This is a genomic window from Nostoc sp. (assembly GCF_036917095.1).
Lineage (GTDB): Bacteria > Cyanobacteriota > Cyanobacteriia > Cyanobacteriales > Nostocaceae > Nostoc.
In genome coordinates this window covers 441,607-459,908 of sequence record NZ_JBALFH010000015.1, presented here as the reverse complement: position 1 = coordinate 459,908, position 18,302 = coordinate 441,607, and the positions used below count along the sequence as shown (strand labels likewise).

12 protein-coding genes, 2 pseudogenes and 1 riboswitch are annotated in these 18,302 nt (G+C 41.7%); of the genes and pseudogenes, 5 read left to right on the top strand and 9 right to left on the bottom strand.

All coding sequences use genetic code 11. The annotated features are described in order from the left end of the window. Positions 1–474 precede the first annotated feature (474 nt). The 3 genes and pseudogenes from tmk to V7L01_RS06090 form a co-directional block, all read right to left on the bottom strand. Positions 475–1,110: a dTMP kinase gene (gene tmk, locus V7L01_RS06100; protein WP_335033183.1), complete on the bottom strand. Its 636-nt coding sequence runs from the start codon at positions 1,108–1,110 to the stop codon at positions 475–477. 266 nt (positions 1,111–1,376) lie between these two features. Further along, entirely contained in the window at positions 1,377–3,068 is a 1,692-nt protein-coding gene (locus tag V7L01_RS06095; protein WP_335032844.1) for a multicopper oxidase family protein, read from the bottom strand. Positions 3,069–3,889: 821 nt separating this feature from the next. After that, a pseudogene (locus tag V7L01_RS06090) lies at positions 3,890–4,195 on the bottom strand (ISNCY family transposase); the annotation flags it as partial. Between the two features lie 104 nt (positions 4,196–4,299). On the opposite strand from V7L01_RS06090, the gene V7L01_RS06085 reads away from it, so the two are divergent. Further along, positions 4,300–7,188: an ATP-binding protein gene (locus tag V7L01_RS06085; RefSeq protein ID WP_335032842.1), complete on the top strand. Its 2,889-nt coding sequence runs from the start codon at positions 4,300–4,302 to the stop codon at positions 7,186–7,188. Between the two features lie 131 nt (positions 7,189–7,319). Here the strand turns inward: V7L01_RS06085 and V7L01_RS06080 are convergent, their stop codons facing one another. The 3 genes from V7L01_RS06080 to V7L01_RS06070 all read right to left on the bottom strand — a co-directional run bounded on the left by V7L01_RS06080 (position 7,320) and on the right by V7L01_RS06070 (position 9,236). After that, positions 7,320–8,180, bottom strand: a complete 861-nt coding sequence (locus V7L01_RS06080) for a class I SAM-dependent DNA methyltransferase (protein ID WP_335032840.1) — start codon at positions 8,178–8,180, stop codon at positions 7,320–7,322. 18 nt (positions 8,181–8,198) lie between these two features. Continuing rightward, the gene (locus V7L01_RS06075; protein ID WP_335032838.1) at positions 8,199–8,663 is read right to left on the bottom strand and encodes a hypothetical protein; all 465 of its coding nucleotides are present in this window, start codon (positions 8,661–8,663) and stop codon (positions 8,199–8,201) included. Positions 8,664–8,825: 162 nt separating this feature from the next. Further along, positions 8,826–9,236 carry a DUF1636 domain-containing protein gene (locus tag V7L01_RS06070; protein WP_335032836.1) on the bottom strand — a complete coding sequence of 137 codons (411 nt, stop codon included), beginning with the start codon at positions 9,234–9,236 and terminating at the stop codon, positions 8,826–8,828. Between the two features lie 299 nt (positions 9,237–9,535). Beyond that, a riboswitch (cobalamin riboswitch) is annotated at positions 9,536–9,678 on the bottom strand. A 311-nt stretch (positions 9,679–9,989) separates the two neighbouring features. Here V7L01_RS06070 and V7L01_RS06065 point away from each other — a divergent pair. The 4 genes from V7L01_RS06065 to V7L01_RS06050 all read left to right on the top strand — a co-directional run bounded on the left by V7L01_RS06065 (position 9,990) and on the right by V7L01_RS06050 (position 15,933). After that, positions 9,990–12,083 (top strand): hydantoinase/oxoprolinase family protein, encoded by a 2,094-nt coding sequence (locus tag V7L01_RS06065; protein ID WP_335032835.1) that lies wholly within the window; start codon positions 9,990–9,992, stop codon positions 12,081–12,083. A gap of 427 nt (positions 12,084–12,510) precedes the next feature. Beyond that, positions 12,511–13,326 carry a TrmH family RNA methyltransferase gene (locus V7L01_RS06060; RefSeq protein ID WP_335032833.1) on the top strand — a complete coding sequence of 272 codons (816 nt, stop codon included), beginning with the start codon at positions 12,511–12,513 and terminating at the stop codon, positions 13,324–13,326. A gap of 117 nt (positions 13,327–13,443) precedes the next feature. Continuing rightward, on the top strand, positions 13,444–15,009 hold the full coding sequence (locus tag V7L01_RS06055) for a hydantoinase B/oxoprolinase family protein (protein WP_335032831.1): 1,566 nt from the start codon (positions 13,444–13,446) through the stop codon (positions 15,007–15,009). A 135-nt stretch (positions 15,010–15,144) separates the two neighbouring features. Beyond that, entirely contained in the window at positions 15,145–15,933 is a 789-nt protein-coding gene (locus V7L01_RS06050) for an aminotransferase-like domain-containing protein (RefSeq protein ID WP_335032829.1), read from the top strand. A gap of 612 nt (positions 15,934–16,545) precedes the next feature. Here the strand turns inward: V7L01_RS06050 and V7L01_RS06045 are convergent. The 3 genes and pseudogenes from V7L01_RS06045 to V7L01_RS06035 all read right to left on the bottom strand — a co-directional run bounded on the left by V7L01_RS06045 (position 16,546) and on the right by V7L01_RS06035 (position 18,228). Next, positions 16,546–17,070: a hypothetical protein gene (locus V7L01_RS06045; protein ID WP_335032827.1), complete on the bottom strand. Its 525-nt coding sequence runs from the start codon at positions 17,068–17,070 to the stop codon at positions 16,546–16,548. A gap of 220 nt (positions 17,071–17,290) precedes the next feature. Then, positions 17,291–17,365: pseudogene (locus V7L01_RS06040) on the bottom strand (DUF1993 family protein); the annotation flags it as partial. A 161-nt stretch (positions 17,366–17,526) separates the two neighbouring features. Then, on the bottom strand, positions 17,527–18,228 hold the full coding sequence (locus V7L01_RS06035; protein WP_335032825.1) for an SDR family NAD(P)-dependent oxidoreductase: 702 nt from the start codon (positions 18,226–18,228) through the stop codon (positions 17,527–17,529). Positions 18,229–18,302 lie beyond the last annotated feature (74 nt).

Sequence of the window (18,302 nt, the reverse complement as noted above, 5' to 3'; positions counted from 1 at the left end):
TTAGGGTTCCCTAAAAAATATTTTACTAACACGAACATGCCTATATTAGCTTTTGGGAATTTCTGCACAGGTTAATTATTCTTGCAACTGAGTAAAAGATTTATCGGCAACTAATATTATGTCCGCCTAATCACTTACAATATGTCATTGCGAGTGCAACGAAGTGGAACGTTCGCGGAGCGTCTCGTAGAGAAGCAACCGCAAGGATTCGGAGATTGCTTCTCTTCGAGACGCTGTGCGAACACTTCGTACCCTGCGGGAACGCCAAGGGCGGTACGCAATGACAACTAATCAGCCGGACATGATATAACTCAATTTTGGCATCAGCATTACGTCGCCAACTTGTTGCTTGAATCAAAGTTTCTGGAGAAGTAAATGATTGCGCTGGTTTGATGATATTTAGAAATATCATGGTTATGAAAAGTATACGTTGTGCTTCTCTCAATTGCGATCGTTGCGACTAGCTGTTTTGCCTCAACTCACCAAATGCAGGCGATCGCCCAAAATTCCTTGAATTACTTGTTGTACAGTTTCTTTACTCAAGCTGCCATCTACCCGAACAATTCGTGAGGGCTGGGAGGCGGCTATTTGTGCGTATCCTTGCTGAACGCGCCGATGAAAAGCGATTGTCTCCTGTTCAATCCGGTCTAGCCCTACAATGCCTGCTAGTTTGCGGGCCAGTCCCACCTCGACATCGACATCTAGCCAAATAGTTAAATCGCTCTCTAAGCCACCAGTAGCAATATAGTTAAGCTGATTGATTAAACTCATGTTAAGACCCCGACCATATCCTTGGTAGGCAATGGTAGAGTCAGTGTAGCGATCGCATAAAATATATTTTCCTGCTGCCAGATTTGGTTTGAGTTCTTGTTCAACATGTTGCGATCGGTCAGCAGCATACAACAAAAGTTCTGTCACTTGTGCAACTGGTTTATCCTCTGCCTTCTCTAGTAGCAAGCGGCGAAGATGTAAGCCTAACTCTGTTCCTCCTGGTTCGCGAGTTACAACAACAGTTACACCCAGACTTTCCAACCACTCAGAACAAAGCTGGATTTGGCTGGTTTTACCACAGCCTTCTACCCCTTCAAATACAATTAATTTACCACCCATGCTTTTTAAAGTTCGCTGCAATAAACTTGTTCGCTGACGTTACGATCGAGAATACCGCGAAGTGTTACGGGCGGGCAAAATGCCCACCCCAGAATCAGTAGTTGGATATTTTATTTTGAAATCTTCTAAGCGATCGCATCTTGAAGGCAAAATTATGGTGTCAATAATTGCTGGTACTGAAGAAAGGACGTAACAATGCTCAAAGCCTATTTGGAAAAGGTGTCCACAATATATATTTTTGACGGGTCTATTCAGCGCTCTTGACTTCAGCTCTTGACTTCAATAGATCCCATCATACCCTTGTCTTCGTGTCCCAAAACATGGCAGTGGTAGACAAAGATACCTGCAATACTTGTACCATTCTGAATACCTCGGAAATCCATTCGCAGCTTCACACTGGGAAACGGGGTGTTTGGTTTACCGTTCCAGATAGGTATATTGATTGTGTCGCGCATTATCCCAATCTCACTCGGATCGGAACTGTTCAAGACAAGGAAGTGGATTTGGTGGATATGGAAGGTATGGACTTCCAAACTTCGGTTTTCCACGATCCAATCCTCAGTCGTTCCCTCCTTAACCGTGATATCGGGAGTCTGGAAATTTGGATCGTAAACTTTAGGCTTATTTGGCTCTGCTGTGATGTAGAACTGCTCTGGCTCTACATTAGCAGCTGTTTGAGAAAAGTAGAGCTTGCGCTGTTTTACAGAGTTGTTCTGATTTAGTCCAGAAAAGCGATTGCCCGATACCTTGCTTAAGTCAACGCTTAATTCAGGATTTGAGGCTGAAGCCGAGGATGTGGCTTGCGTCTGAATTCTAGCTATCGTTCGTTGTGGATTATTATCATGTTGTGTCCCTGTGCGATAATTCAGCGTCAAAAACTTGGCATCCTTGACCGATGCTCCAGGGCCCTTAATCGCGAACTCTGCCCTTCCGCCTGGAGGTAGGATAATGTGGTAGACAGATTTATTCTGGTACTGCAACTGACCATCAGCATTGATAGGAACACCATCCATCGCTACTAATTTAAGCGGTTGAGCAATGCTATTGTATTGGACTTGCAAGTCAAAGAAGGTATCCGCCGCAGTGTTAGCCACACGCCAAAACTGTTCTTGATTGGGTTTCATTTGAATGATAGCTGGCGGATCGTAAATCCCGCTACCTTTATACCTAATTGGAACTGAGTTGATGGAAATATCCTTCAGTGGTTGCTGATAGTCAAAATATTTTAATAGGTCTGTATCACGCAGCACAAACACCCGTTCTGGAAATTGAGCAGCTTGCTTGTTATACTTCCCAATGCCTTCAATAATAATGGCACCTGTTAATCCACTCAGCACTTGAGCTTCACTCTGCATGTGGACGTGGGGATGATACCAATATAGCCCCGGTGGCTCTCCCTGTGGAATACTGATATTGTACTCGAAAGTCCCTTTCGGCTTAACAACCGTCCGTACAACTTCGTCCTGATGGCACTTTGAAGATATACTCAAACCATGAAAATGCAGGTTGGTTGAATTTGGGGGTGCCATTCCTCCAGAATATCTGCGCTGACAGCTTTGATCTTGTGCTTCTTTTACTTGACCTGGTAATTGGTTAGTCAATTTCAGTACTAAGTTTGCCTTAGCTGGACTCACCCTAAGCGTTGGTGCTTGCAGGTTACCATTGGCAACATAGCAGTTTTGCTTAGGGGCAATGTTGACAACCGTAAAGTTTGCAGGATGAGCGGTATCAGGATTGCGGATTTCTGGTGGGTTGTTGACAATGCTTCCCGCAGGCGGTAGAGCGCAAACAGAAGATGAGGATATGGTTTGCGCTCTCCCTTGCAACGCATATATGACAACAAAAAGAGCAAAAAAAACACTGCTAGCAATCTTCAAGAGTTGCCGCAGTTGTCTCCTCTTCAATACCCCTGGGAGCGCTGCAAGCTTTAATGCTATTTGTCTAATAATTCTGGTCATAAATGGTTTGGTTTTCTCTTAAAGAAGTTAAGTAGCACTTGCCATGTCTATTTTCCAGGTATCGAATAAACAGCTCTTCAGATTTAAATAAGCTTTAGCCCTTTAGCCTGGATTTTTCATAAAGAGTGAAAAAAGATTGGTTCAAAAACTACAAAAATGTGTATATCAAAAGCATTTCAGCAGTTATAAAAGAATGTATAGATAGATTGTTCAGAACCAAGCCAAAAGCTGGTAAGCAAACCTATATAAAGGAAAAAAGTTAAAAACTTTTATAGCTTAGAGCGATTTTTTATAATTCTCGTTTATTAATGTACTCAAACAAAATATCAAAGTGTATTCGTCATGTCAAGAAAACTTTTTATTGCTAATATAATCTCTAATTCTCTTAGGCTTTTATTTCCATTAAACCCACAAGAATTAAGTTGATAACCACCTATTACTAACTTGATTATCTACTACTAAGATTATTAACTTGATAACCTAGTACTATTAACTTGATAACCTACTATAGCACTCCTATTTGAGTTTTTGATATATACGTAGTGGCGTGGCAAGGCTAAAATGTTGCAAAAAAATTGTAGGTTGGGTGGAGGCTTTGCCAAAGCCAACATCCTGATATATGTTGGGTTGCGCTCCGCTCCACCCAACCTACGTCTACGTTTAATACACTATTTTAAGCTTGCCACGCCAGTAGGGAGTGTTAGCGACAGCGTAACGCACTCTTATTAAGGGTTTGGTGCATTAGCTTTTCGCGTAACACACTTTGCCACTCAGACTAATCCTGAAGGTTTTAGTGTTGGTAAATGCTGGCGGATAAATTAGTATTTTTCATCTCCAATGTCAAGTAGAGTATGAAACAAAAAAGCAAGGATATTAAAGGTTGTTAATAAAGAGGATAAATGCTCTTTGCCATGTCAAAAATTGTAACCTTTGGTTTTGAGCGTGTTGTTATTTTCGTTTTCTATCTCCCAACTGGCGCGACCAGTCAACACAATTTTCTCAACATTAAGAGCCGTAATTTGATGATTTGTCGCAAAGGTATTTTTGTAGATTAGAGTGCCATCAGAACGAGTAATGGTTAACTCACACCAGTTAACTAGTAAAGCGTCCTCGCCATCCCGTAAGGGAAATAGCAGTAGTTATAAATTTCATAAATCTGTTCAGAACATATAGGAGATGGGAACTCTAGCTAATAAGCTTAATTACAGTATCTCACTCAGCACTGCCAATCATGTCCCATCCTGCTCATGCCACTTTGGGCCAATCTTCTTCCCCTCGCTTGACTAGAAGCCTGAGTGCTGTTGAAAGTTGGGGCTTTGGTTTGACAGCTCATATTTCCTGGACAGCATTAGTTCCAGCAATTCATGCCGATCTCGGTTCCCAAGCTATTTTTGTCTGGATACCTGCGGTGATTTTCGGAATGCTGCTCAACTACCAGGTAAAACGCTTGGGTATGCATTTTATGAACGTGGCTGGAGGAACACCGAACTATGCTACCAAGCTGCTGCAAAACTACCCCGGACTAGCTCGCTATGCAGCAATTGGATACCTCCTCAACTGGGTTTCTTACTTAGCAGTTAATACAATCGTACTCAGAGATTTAATTAAAGTGAATTTGGAGGCGCTGGGTATTGGCTGTCCGGAAATATTTCTGGATATTGGCTTTACACTATTGCCGTTTATCGTGGCGTTTAGTGGTACTCGCGCCCTGAGTATTTTACATTTGTTTTTTGTAATTCCAGCCTTTGGATTGCTAATTACCTTTTGCGTACAGGGTCTTGGCTGGTTAGCGTTTTCTAGTGATAGTCCTGGGTTTTTTCCTAGCAATTGGTCATCTTTGGGCTTTGTGGATTGGGCGAAGTGGTTCTTTTTCGTCACCTATGCAACCTATAGCTGTGAAACGGCTTCTTCTTTTGTCGCCGATAGCCGTCACCCTACCCAGACGCTACGCTTTCTAGACTTTGCAGCTTGGATGATGCCACCCATCTTTTTAGGGGGGTCTTGGGTAGTGATGCGGTTAGCAACAGATCCAAACCTCAAAGACAATGCTTTTATGAATCTTGTGGCGGCTTCCCAGCCCTTCTGGGGAAAATCGGCGGCTATAAGTGTTTCCTTTTTGCTGGTGGCTGCTTGTCTTTTAGGTTCGGCAACGGTTGTTTCTAATTGCCCTCGAATTTTGTATCAGCTGGCTTTAGATAACCACATCTCACCAGTATTTTCCGTTGTATCGCGTCGCGGTGTGTTTGTCCCAGCATTGACATTGACACTAGTGTTGTGCCTTATCTATCTAATTTGGGGAGATGTAGCGCGAATCGTAGCTGTTGGTAACATCGGTTGGTTTGTCTCCTTTATGTTATTCCATTTGGGGCTTTGGCTGCGGCGCGATCGCCCGGAAGTTTTGTTCCCTCGCATCTCTTTGGGAATTTTGCTGTTAGAAGTTGTGGTACTAGTGGTGGGGGGACTTGCCTGGGGTTGGCTCAACTTGCTAATTGGGCTATTATTTCCCATTGGTGTCATGGGAATAGATGCAGTGATTCGCCGCGCGAACTTCCCTCCATTTCATCCCAATTGGTGGATGCGGCGATATCGCACGCGCCCTGTGGTAATTATCAAAGATTCGGTAGTTCTCCAGGTGAGCATCCTGATTTTTTTACTGTGTAGCGCAGTGGGAGTTGGTTGGTTATTTGGTGACAAACTTAATAAAGTTTCGAGTTCGGGGGGTGAAAATCTATTTGTGGTGCTGCTGATGACGGTGGCATTTGTGGGAGTAGCGATCGCTTGTTGGACAAGTTTACCGCAAGTGGTGGCGATCGCAGAAGCACGAGAAGCTGCCGAACACCTGTTTACTGTTGCCCAGGATGGTATTTTAGTCGTGGACGATCGAGGCATTATCCAGCAGGCTAACCCAGCCACTGAATCTTTCTTTGGTGTTAACCCCTCTGAGTTGCCAGGAAATCACCTCAACAAATGGCTACCCGCATTAGTCTGCTATCCAGACCAGTGGGCAAAGCGCAGCGAACAAACTTTACTCCGCAATGGGAAAAACCAAATCCTGGAAGTTTCCATCTCAGACCGGCCCCATCAGGATTTTGAGGAGTATGTCGTCATTCTCCACGACATTACCCAGCGCAAACAAGCAGAGGATATATTGCGATACTCAGAAGCACAATTGCGCCAAGAGGCAAATCAGCTAGCATCTCAACTGGTGCAAAGTGAAAAAATGTCCAGCTTAGGGCAGTTGGTAGCAGGTGTAGCGCACGAAATCAACAACCCAGTTAACTTTATCTATGGCAATATCACTTTTGCGAATCAATATATCCAAGATATACTTAGTTTGTTGCAATTATATCAGCAAAACTATCCTGACCCAGTAGCTGAAATTCAAGAAGAAACAAAAGCTATCGACTTAAATTTCGTGATGGCAGACTTGCCAAACTTGCTAACTTCTATGACAGTTGGTGCTGAAAGAATCACAGAAATCGTCCTATCTCTACGAAACTTTTCCCGCTTAGATGAAACAGAGATGAAAGCTGTGGATATCCATGAGGGTATAGATAGTACGTTGCTGATTCTGGAACATCGCCTCAAGCCTAAACCTAACAATCTAGCAATTGAAGTTATCAAAGAGTACGGCGACCTGCCATTAGTCGAATGTTATGCTGGACAACTGAATCAAGTATTTATGAATCTTCTGGCAAATGCGATCGATGCAATTGAAGAATCATTAGTCATTAGTAATCCGTCATTTGTAGAAGACAAAGAGAGAGGTATAAGCCAAGGTTTGCGACAATCAGAACTTCTCCCAAGGGAGACGCTACGCGAACAGGGACAAATAACTAATGGCAGAGGAAAAGTTCGGATTCATACTAAACTCACTAGCGAAAGGCAGGTAGTTATTAGCATTGCTGATAATGGTCTAGGCATTCCAGAAAACGTACAACAACACTTGTTTGAACCATTCTTTACTACTAAACCAGTTGGAAAAGGTACGGGATTAGGTTTATCTATTAGTTATCAGATTATCACCCAAAAACATCAGGGACAATTAAAATGTATTTCTGCTCCTGGACAAGGTACAGAATTTGTAATTGTAATTCCGCTAAACCAGCAAGCTATTTAATTTTCAACATTTTGAAAGCAAAAATAAAAATTGTAATGAGTATCCGTGTCCCATTTTCGGGTGTGGTAAATGATTGTGTTTAGTTGCTGCTTGTTACCAATCTTGGGTATTTATTTCTGGGGTCATTTTGATTAAACTTTTTTTGATAACTGCCAAAGTTGGATTTCATAACGCAGATGGCTCTCAAAAATTGCCCGTGCTGCTAAACCTTCCGTAATCGGTTTTTCCAACCAACGCTTAAATGCTAAACGACCAAGTGCGTGTAATGGAGGGACAGCGATCGCCACAACATCAGCAATATATTTAACTGTTGTCAGTCCAAAAGTACGGAAGTTATCAACACACAAATCAATCGTTGGCGCAATATGGGTTGAAATGTCTTCAGTCTTGATTAAATTAAATCCAGATTGTTCCAACGCTATCTGGAGTTCACTGGCGATATGACAATTAGAAAAAATACCTTCTTGGTATTCGGTATCGAAACGCATCATGTCTGCAAGCAGCAGGTAGCCACCACTATCTAGTAAACGAGCCGCACCTTGAGCTAAATCGAGAGCAGTAATATATTGGCTGCTTTCGCTAAATAAGATCAGATCGTAGGAGGATGATTTGTGAAAATCTTCAAATCTCGTTAAGTAAAAAGGTACTTGACCGTTGGTATTTTGAATAAATCTTTCTTGCTGAAGTGCATCGGGTGCTAGTCCCTCAACAGTGAAACCGCGATCGCACAAATATGCTGCGTTACCTCCAATCCCACAGCCTACATCAAGCACAGTTTTTGTCCCCTCTGGGATAAAACTCAAAAGTTTGGCTGTATATGCAGCTTGCGCCACACGCAGACGAGTTAGAGTTAATTCTTCATCCTGAGTAGGTAGTGGCTTCCAATACCCGTAATGGAGATAGTCGGAATTTGTGAGTCCAATGTAATAATCTATCGCTGCATTTTGGTAGCGAGTTGGTTTCGGAATCTTGCTTGATTTTGGCTTGAGCATTGAGGAATAAAGTAAGTTTTAGGGCATTAAGCTTGGCTTAAATTCTGACCATCGTTTACAAACTTGTTCGTAGCAATCGGCTGGAGTAATTTTTAGTTGGTGTAAAAAATTAACCTCAATCTGAGGATCAGCTTTTAGCACTAGAAGAATATCTTGATGGGGATTGTATGTTGCCACTGCTGGAAAAATTGATGAAATCATGGATGAGCAGATTGATTGCGATATAGTTCCACAATCCTGAAACGAGCGCAAGTAGAACCTAATCAGATCGGAGGGTAGAAATTGCAGGGTGAAGGGAACTGTATCAAGACTTGTATTTGTAGGGTGAGTAACTTTAGTATCCACATCACAAATGACAACTCCCCGCCCAAATGACTGAAATCCCTGCCATCCTGTGTAGCCGATTACCAGCAGATTATTATGAATAAAGCTGTTTTGCCAGTAGCCAAAATTTCCTTGCCAGACACTATTGGAGGGTCGCATTCACTTCCTCCCATAAGACTTTTGTTTCTTCACTTCCCGGTTTTCACCAATGTAAGGATCGCCTAATCTTGCTGTTTTTATTTGCATTACTTTCTATTCCTTTTAAGATTAATGATTTAGGTACTAGAGATTAGAAACTGAAAAATTTTACCCAATCATCAATTAACAACAACTTATGTTTAATTTTGCCCACTTATTTAGTGGTGGAATCTTTGCCAAAATACCCTTTCTCAAAATTTCCGGTCGTTCTGACCAAGGCAATAAACCATCGGGTTTAGCATAATATTGACTAGCACATTGCAAAACATCAGATGCACTAGTGTCGACTGGTAAATCACCAAAGAGATAGGTTGATTTACCTTCTGCTGTAAAGGCAATAACACAAGAATGGTTACAAGCACTCATGCATTCAACTCCTTGAATGAGGAATTTATTTCGCAATTCCCAATCTTCTGCAAGTTCCTGAAGCTGTAATAGTAGTTGCTCACCTTTACTTTCACCAACTCGTTTACCATCTTGCCAGACGCTGGCGCAGGTCGTGCAAACAAATAAACTATGTTGTTTGTCGAGCATTAATTTTGAAGTGTGTAGGATTAAGTCCGAATCGCAGATATGACATGTTGTCGCAGTCGTGCAACTGCAACATAGCTATTGAGTAAAATTGGCACAAATGATGTTGCAAAAGCTTTCACGCTAGGGAAAAAATAGCGTAAATGACAGTTACACTAAAGCACAATTCTAACTATCAATAAACTGCCTATAATTTCATAGCCATGAATAGTCCGTGGCGTATCGCTGGCACTATGAAAGCGTGAAACTGATGTATCTTTGAAATATTTATGGAAATGTTCACCTGTACCTCGCAGATGTAAGTTTGTCTGTTACTTTCGGCGGGCATTCTGACTTTGAGGCATAAGCTTCATTACAGCTGCGGGACAGCGACGGATTTACACCGAACTTTCCCCCTTGCGTCTGATGGCTGATCCCCACCAGAACCGATTTGATATTGGTTTTATAATAGCATGATTATGAATAAATTTAAGAATACTTAAATTTACTGGTTGCAATAGTTACAATTTATCAGAAGGGATGCCTGGGTTCAATGTAGCGATGTCTACGATGGTCACTGAGCTTTGTCGTACCACTTGCCTACGGCACGCTCCGCGAACGTGGAAGCAAGCTACGCGTAGCGTCTGGTAGAGAAGTGCGGGCTACGCCTACGCTAACCCGCCTCACTAGCTGAAAATCAAAACTTAAAATTGAGGAAGTATAAACACTCCAAATTCTATTGTTATGCTACTTCTATAGTGTCGAGTAAACAGAGTAATGTTGAAGTTTTTTGCTGACCGTGGTGGTACATTCACAGATATTGTTGCTGTTACTAATAATCAAGCAATTATCGATGGAGTTTCAAAACATCCTGAACGTTTTTTAATTGTCTCTCTGCCTAATCAGCAATGGATTATAGTCTACAAACTACTTTCAGAAAATCCCGAACTCTATCAAGATGCAGCCATTCAAGGTATTCGAGATATCATAGGTATTGCTAGCAACGAGTCTATTCCTAATGAAGCGATAGAAGTGGTAAAAATGGGGACAACAGTAGCAACAAATGCACTGTTAGAAAGGAAAGGCGATCGCGTCGTTCTTTTCATTACCAAAGGGTTTAAAGATGCACTACAAATTGGCTACCAAAACCGTCCTAACATCTTTGCCCGTCATATTGTTTTACCAACCATGCTTTATGAGCAGGTAATTGAGATAGATGAACGTTATGATGCTCATGGCAATGAATTAACCTCTGTAAATATTCAAAAAGTCAAAAATGACTTACAAGCAGTTTACAACACAGGAATTCGGAGTTGTGCGATTGTTTTTATGCACAGCGATCGCTATCCTAAACACGAACAACAAATAGCCCAGCTTGCCCAAGAAATCGGCTTTACTCAAATATCCGTATCCCATCAAGTTAGCCCGTTAATGAAGTTGGTTAGCCGAGGAGATACAACAGTAGTCGATGCTTATTTAACTCCTATTCTGCGTCGCTACGTTAACCAAGTAGCGAATCAGTTACCCAACGTCAAATTAATGTTCATGAAATCTGATGGCGGTTTAGTCATAGCCGAACAATTTCAAGGAAAAGATAGTATTTTAAGCGGCCCGGCTGGCGGTATTGTCGGCGCAGTTCAAACTAGTAAAAGAGCAGGTTTTGAGTTAGTAATTACCTTTGATATGGGAGGGACAAGTACAGATGTCGCCCACTTTAAAGGAGAGTATGAACGACAATTAGATTCAGAAATTGCTGGGGCGCGGATGCGAGTTCCCGTATTAGCAATTAATACCATTGCGGCTGGAGGCGGTTCAATTCTCTTTTTTGATGGTTATAGTTATCGTGTTGGCCCTAAATCTGCTGGTTCAAATCCTGGCCCTGCTTGTTACCGACGCGGGGGCCCATTGACGGTTACTGATGCTAATGTGATGTTAGGCAAAATCCACCCACAATATTTTCCCTCGGTTTTTGGAATTGATGGCAATTTACCTTTAGATAAAGATACTGTAATTGAGCAATTTACACAATTAGCCCAAGATATTCAAACCGCTACATTAAATCATTCTACTCCCGAACAAGTAGCGGCTGGATTTATTGCGATCGCAGTGGAAAATATGGCGAATGCAATTAAAAAAATCAGTCTGCAACGGGGTTATGATGTCAGCCAATATGTGCTTTGTTGTTTTGGCGGCGCAGGCGGACAAGTTGCTTGTTTAATTGCCGATACCTTGGGAATGAAAAAGATATTTCTACATCCTTATGCTGGTGTTCTTTCTGCTTATGGAATGGGATTAGCTGATGTCCGGGCGATTAGAGAAGGAGGAGTAGAACAGCCTTTAACCCAAGAATTAATTCCTGAATTACACCAGTTAATGGAATATTTAGAAACTCAAGCTAGAAGTGAAATAAATGAAGTTAATGCTCAAACAGAAATAGTTCAAAAAGTCAACTTAAAATATGAAGGAACTAATTCTACTTTAACCGTTAACTTTGCCGATGATGTGGTATTGATGCGGCAAGAATTTGAGGATGAACATAAATCCCGTTATGGTTTCATTCAATTAGATAAAACTTTAATTATGGAATCCGTCTCAGTAGAAGTAATTCAGAAAATGGAGACTCCCGAAGAACCCTTAATTACTCGTACACGTTCTATAGCTGGAGCTACCGAAGCGGTTGAGATAGTAAGGATGTTTACTGCTGATAGATGGCATGATACTCCTGTTTATAGGCGCGAAGGTTTACAACCAGAAGATAGTATTAATGGCCCTGCAATAATTATCGAAAAAATTAGCACGATTGTAGTTGAACCAAATTGGGAAGCAAGATTAACTGAACGTAATCATTTAATTTTACAACGTCTTAGATAGAGATTTATGATTTAATTTCATTAACCGAAAATACTAAGTTCCAGAAAAATATTCGGAGATTTTCAATGTTAAATTTATCTTCTCTTCCTTCGGAAATTCGCTAGCTTTGTCTAGATGGAAAATTAAATACACCTGATACCAATTCTGTATGAAGATGCGCCAAACTATATAAGAAACGAGCCGCGTAGACGCATTAGCGAAGCGGTAGCGACGAAGGAGCGTCAGCGGCTTCCCGCAGGGTAGGGCGCAAAGGACAGAAAGAAAGAAAGGAAATTTGGCGCAGCCTCACAAAGAAATGGTATGACTTAGAAAAAAGATGTGCTAATATCGATCGCAGTGAAGTTGATGTCTGCGGTATAGTTTCCGCAATATCTCATGCTAATTCAAGTTTTTTATCTAGAGAGCCAAGTAGCTCTGCTGAAGGAGGATGGCTGGTGTTAATAGTTCCAGCCATGAACGGTTAGATGTCGAGGCTACGCTAACCGAAGTTAAAAGGCTCCAATTTGACCGCGCACATCGTGACGCCTCTGGATTGTTCTATATCGAAGGTGTGCGTAACTTTGTAAAGGTAATTGACAACGATTTTGATATTTCAGCGATCGCATTTAGTGAGAAACTGCTCACAGCACCTTTAGCACGGAAACTAGTTCGGCAATCTCGGCGTTCTGGTGTTCCTTGCATCAGCCTTACACCCGAACAGTTTCGACGTATTTCCCTGAGCGAACGTGCTTCTGGAGTTGGTGCAATTGTTCGTCAGCGCTGGTTCAAGCTGCGTGATATCTCGCCACAACCTGATTTGTGCTGGGTGGCTCTTGAAACTGTTCGCTCGCCAGGAAACCTCGGAACCTTGATTCGCACATCCGAAGCTGTTGGCGGTGCTGGGTTTATTTTTATCAAAGATAGCGTAGATCCCTTTGCTCCCGATGTTATTCGGGCATCTGTGGGTTCGCTCTTTAACCAGAAGTTTGTACGCACAAGCTTTTCTGCGCTTCGTCACTGGGTACAGAACCACCGCTGTCCTGTTATTGGTGCTTTACCAGATGGGATGTCTGAATTTCATCAGTTTAATTATCCCAATTCTACTCTTCTTTTCCTGGGCGAGGAGCGCCAAGGTCTAACCACAGAACAGCGAGACTTATGCCAGCATCTTGTTCGGATTCCGATGGTAGGTGCGGTTGACTCTCTCAATCTTGCTGTAGCAGGTAGCCTCTTAATGTATGAGGTTTATAGGTCGAGAACATAATCTGTGAAGTGACACCCAACATCAATCAAGTTTTGTGTTGGGTTGCACTTTGCTTAACTCAACTTATATCAGCAAATGTTAAGTAATTCATTGAATTTGAACAAATACGAATTAAAAATGTACACAACATCTCAACCCGATCCTGTTCGCTTAGAAATCTTTAAAAATCTCTATCAATTTATCGCCGAACAAATGGGAATTGTGTTGCAAAATACGGCCACATCAGTAAATATCAAAGAAAGGCTGGATTTCTCCTGCGCTATTTTTGACTCATCGGGATTACTAGTAGCAAATGCCCCCCATATTCCCGTACATTTAGGCTCAATGAGTGAAAGTGTCCGCAGTTTAATTAACGATAAAGGCGACACTCTAAAACCGGGAAACGTCTATCTATCTAATAACCCCTATAACGGCGGTACACACCTTCCTGATGTCACTGCAATTACCCCTGTATTTTTGGAAAGTAGTGAAAATACTTTATTCTCCACTCCCCTATTTTTTGTTGCTTCTCGCGGACACCAAGCAGATATTGGTGGAATTACTCCCGGTTCTATGCCTCCACACAGTACCACAGTAGAAGAAGAAGGAATTCTTTTTGATAATTTTCTCTTGGTTGAAGAGGGGAACTTTCGAGAAATCCCAGTAAGACAGCATCTCTCAAATCATACTTATCCTGCTCGTAACCCTGACCAAAATATTGCTGATTTTAAAGCACAAATTGCCGCAAATGAAACGGGAGTTAAAGAACTTCGTAAAATGGTTTCACAATACGAACTTGATACTGTTCAAGCTTATATGAGCTTTGTGCAAGCTAATGCTGAGGAGTCTGTTAGACGTGCGATCGCAGTTCTCAAGGATGGCTCATTTACTTATAAAATGGATGATGGGGCACAAATTCAAGTTAAAGTGACGATTCACCCAGAAAACCGTAGTGCTACCATCGATTTTACTGGAACTTCTTGGCAACTAAATAGTAATTTTAATGCTCCCAAAGCTGTAACTCAAGCAGCAGTATTATATGTCTTCCGTACTTTAGTTGATGATAATATTCCACTTAATGCTGGGTGTCTTAATCCTTTAGAAATTATTATTCCGGTTGGCTGTATGCTGAATCCAACTTATCCAGCAGCAGTAGTAGCGGGTAATGTCGAAACTTCTCAAACTATTGTCGATGCTTTATATGGCGCTTTGGGTATCATGGCTGCTTCTCAAGGAACGATGAATAATTTTACTTTTGGTAATGAGCAATATCAATATTATGAAACTATCTGCGGTGGTTCGGGTGCAGGAATTGATTTTGATGGAACTGATGGTGTTCATTCTCACATGACTAACTCCCGTTTGACCGATCCAGAAGTTTTAGAAACCCGTTATCCTGTACTTTTAGAAAGCTTTAGTCTTCGTCCCGATAGCGGTGGTAAAGGGCAATATTCCGGTGGTAATGGAGTTGTCCGTCGCATCCGTTTTCTAGAACCCATGACAGCTAATATTCTCTCTGGACATCGGGTTGTCCCTCCCTTTGGATTAAATGGTGGGGAAGCCGGGATTGTGGGACGCAATTGGATACAACGCCAGAATGGAATTGAAGAGAATTTAGACAGCACAGCAACAGTAGAGATGAAACCTGGGGATGTTTTTGTGATAGAAACTCCTGGAGGCGGCGGATTTGGTAAAGTCTCCTAGCGACTTTTCAACTTTCAAAGTTTCAGCAGTGTCTATTTGTCATATCTATTGGCAAAAGTTTTTATCTGTAATAACATTTATCAATCCAAACTCGCATTTCTTTTTCAGAACCAAAACAGGCAGAACGTCCTGTCATTGGATCGTAAGCACGCCAACAAGAAATGTGCCCGTGCCAGTCTGATTCCTTTTCACAATCCTACAGGATTGACGACAACACAAGCTCATCGTCAACAATTATTAGCATTAGCCGAAAAATATGAGTGTCCTATTTTAGAAGATAATGCTTATGAAGGCATAAATTTCGATGCTGTGCCAGCGCCAATTAAAGCTTTAGATAAAAATAATTTGGTGACTTACTTAAGCACCTTTTCTAAAACTTTAATGCCTGGTTTACGAGTAGGCTATATGGTAGTTACAGGTAAGCATTATCAAGCAATTATTGAGCGGAAGCTGCTCCATGACTTGCACACATCCAGTATTTCGCAAACAATAGTTAGCGAATATCTCGCTTCAGGGCATTACCGCCGTCACCTCAGCCGACTTCGCACAGATAATCTGCAAAGTCGTAATACTATGCTGCAAGCTTTGGAGCGTTATTTTCCTGAAGAGATCCGGTGGACAGTTCCCACGGGTGGATTATTTCTCTGGGTACAGTTACCAGATGATATTCCGATTGGGACAATTCGTAAGGAAGCCTTTGCACAAAATGTCTACCTGGCGTGCGGTTCGGCATTTTTCCCCGATAAGCAGGGTTATCCCGCGATGCGTCTGACTTTCTGTCTCCCGCCAGAGGAGATTGAGCAAGGTATTTCGATTGTGGGTAAGTTGCTGAAAAAGTATATTTCCAAAGGATGCGTAGATACAGAGCGGCTTGTCGTCAAACATCGCATATCTAATTATCAACCGCTTGTTCACAGTTTGTAGGTTAGCACAGATGCCCTATACAAAAAAGTAGGGCGTTGCATATTTGCGGGATGATTTTGCTAGTTTTGTGGGATGGGCATCTTGCCCGTCCCTTGTATTTCAGGGCGCTCGTGTCGCCCACCCTACAAGAATCATCCCTTGATTCAGCAACGCCAAAAGTAGATATGGCATGAGTAGCAAAACATCAAAGGTCGGTGTCATTAGTGCAGGTAATGTGGGTGCAGACGTAGTAAATGCTTTAGTGCTACTGCGTAAATGAGTAACAGTGATTCTTTTTGTTACCAATAAATGCTCGCGAACAACGCTTATTAGAAGAGTCAGCAAGCAAACTGAATGAAGCCTACAATTTGGGAGCATAATTAAACAATTTGCTCCCACTTTTGACTTACAGCAGTTTTCATGTATTTGAACCACACCTGTCGTAGGGGCGCAAGGCCTTGCGCCCCTACCGCGCGGTCTATTTACCTGAAAATAGCTGTAAAGTTTCAAGCAATGCTACCCCACTTATGGGAAATAGCCCATCCGTGAGAGGTTAAGGTAATTGCACATTAGGTGTTGCGACTTGACATCGAAGGTTTTTATCCCTCTTTTTTCAGAGTGACAGTATGACCTTTAGTCACTACCACCCCAAGTCCAGGTAGGATTGCTTTTCTTTAAACTGTTTTTTAGCACTACTAGAGGATAATCATTAGGATCGGAGCCACCAGCCAAATCTAAGATGAAGTAAACCTTACCTTTAACAAAGTGCATCCGTAAATAATTAAGGTGTTCAGAGTAGGCTTGTCCATCAACCTTAGTCATTCCAGCAGATGCAAAGCATTTGGCATATCTCGGCTTGAGCGTCCCAACCCATGTAACACTAAAACTATTACTGGCTTGAACAGAGATGTTACTGGCATAGGCACTCAGGTTAACAGAGCCATCTGTTGAAAAACTGCCTTCTTGATAAGGATGGGCTTTTTCAGTGACAATCACTTTGTCTGGACAGCTTTGTTTTTGCTCGTTTTCACTATGAACTTTTAGCTCAATGTTTTGTGATTGATTTTGTGCAAGGACTCGCCAGTTGGACAACAGAGGCAGCAAACCAATACTTATGCCTATAATCAAAATCAAAGGTCTAAACGAAATCATATTCATAACCGAACATATATTGAATTTAATCTAGTTTTATATTTTACTAATTAATTTACATAATTAAGTGAGTGTAATTACTGAGAAAGAAAAAAGTAAATCTTGAAGAAGAAAAAACTTTTCCCTACAATGCCAAGAAGTCTATTTTTTACTAACCCAAGCAAGATCGAAAAAAGCAAGTTTCGATCGGAAATTATCGAAAAAATTGCGTTAGATATTGCTCCGATTAAAGCTGACCAAGGAAGTCTTGTTTGCCAAGTTCTACATCGCAGTTTCTGAGAATGTCATAGGCTGCTGTGACATCGAAATAACTTACTTTCTAGATAGGTTCGGCATCGTCGAATATGTAATTGAGAAAGTCAGTGAAGTTTCAAGAGTAGAGTGGGATGAAGGTGGGATTTTTCGAGGCATAAAAGATTTATGCTTTTTTTATGTAAAAAAAACTATAACGACAATTAACGCCTAAAAAGAAATTATTTTACGATCCCGCAAAAACTTACCGCTTATATTGCGTGGAGCATCAGTAGCCAGCCAAATTGCAGTGTCGGCTCCTTGTTCTGGCGAACGGGGTGCTGATGAACCACCCATATCTGTTCTGACCCACCCCGGACAAATGGAATTGACAACAATTCCTTTGGAGTGTAATGCTTGTGCAAGCATAATCGTTGCGCCATTTAATGCCAGCTTCGATAGGCAGTAACTTGGGACATCGTAAGACAAGCCTTCTAGTGCTCCATATCCGCTTGAAACGTTAACAACTCTAGCATCAGGGGATTTTTCCAACAGGGGTAAAAATGCTTGCACCATCCGAATTACGCCAAAGGTGTTGGCATTCATTGTGGAATCAAGTAACTCACGGTCAATGGTAAGAATATTTACATCCTTGTCTGGATACACGCCAGCATTATCGATCAAAACGTCTAACCGATCGATCTTTTGGTGTAGGGTTTTTACTGCTTGATTGATAGACTCATCGTCAGTGACATCCAATTCGATAGGAATTACCTTTGGTTGAAGTTTCTGGGCCGCAAGTTTTGCGTTATCAAGCGATCGCGAAGTGATAATTATCGAATAGCCTTTTGCTAGTAGACCTTGAGCGATGGCAAACCCAATGCCTCGGTTCCCACCTGTGACTAATGCCCATTTGTCTTGTGTGGATTCCATCTTATGTTCTACCTTGTGTTAAGAATGTTTGCTTTTGTTGAATCAGGGAATAGCAAGTCGTTGGTTTTTGTACC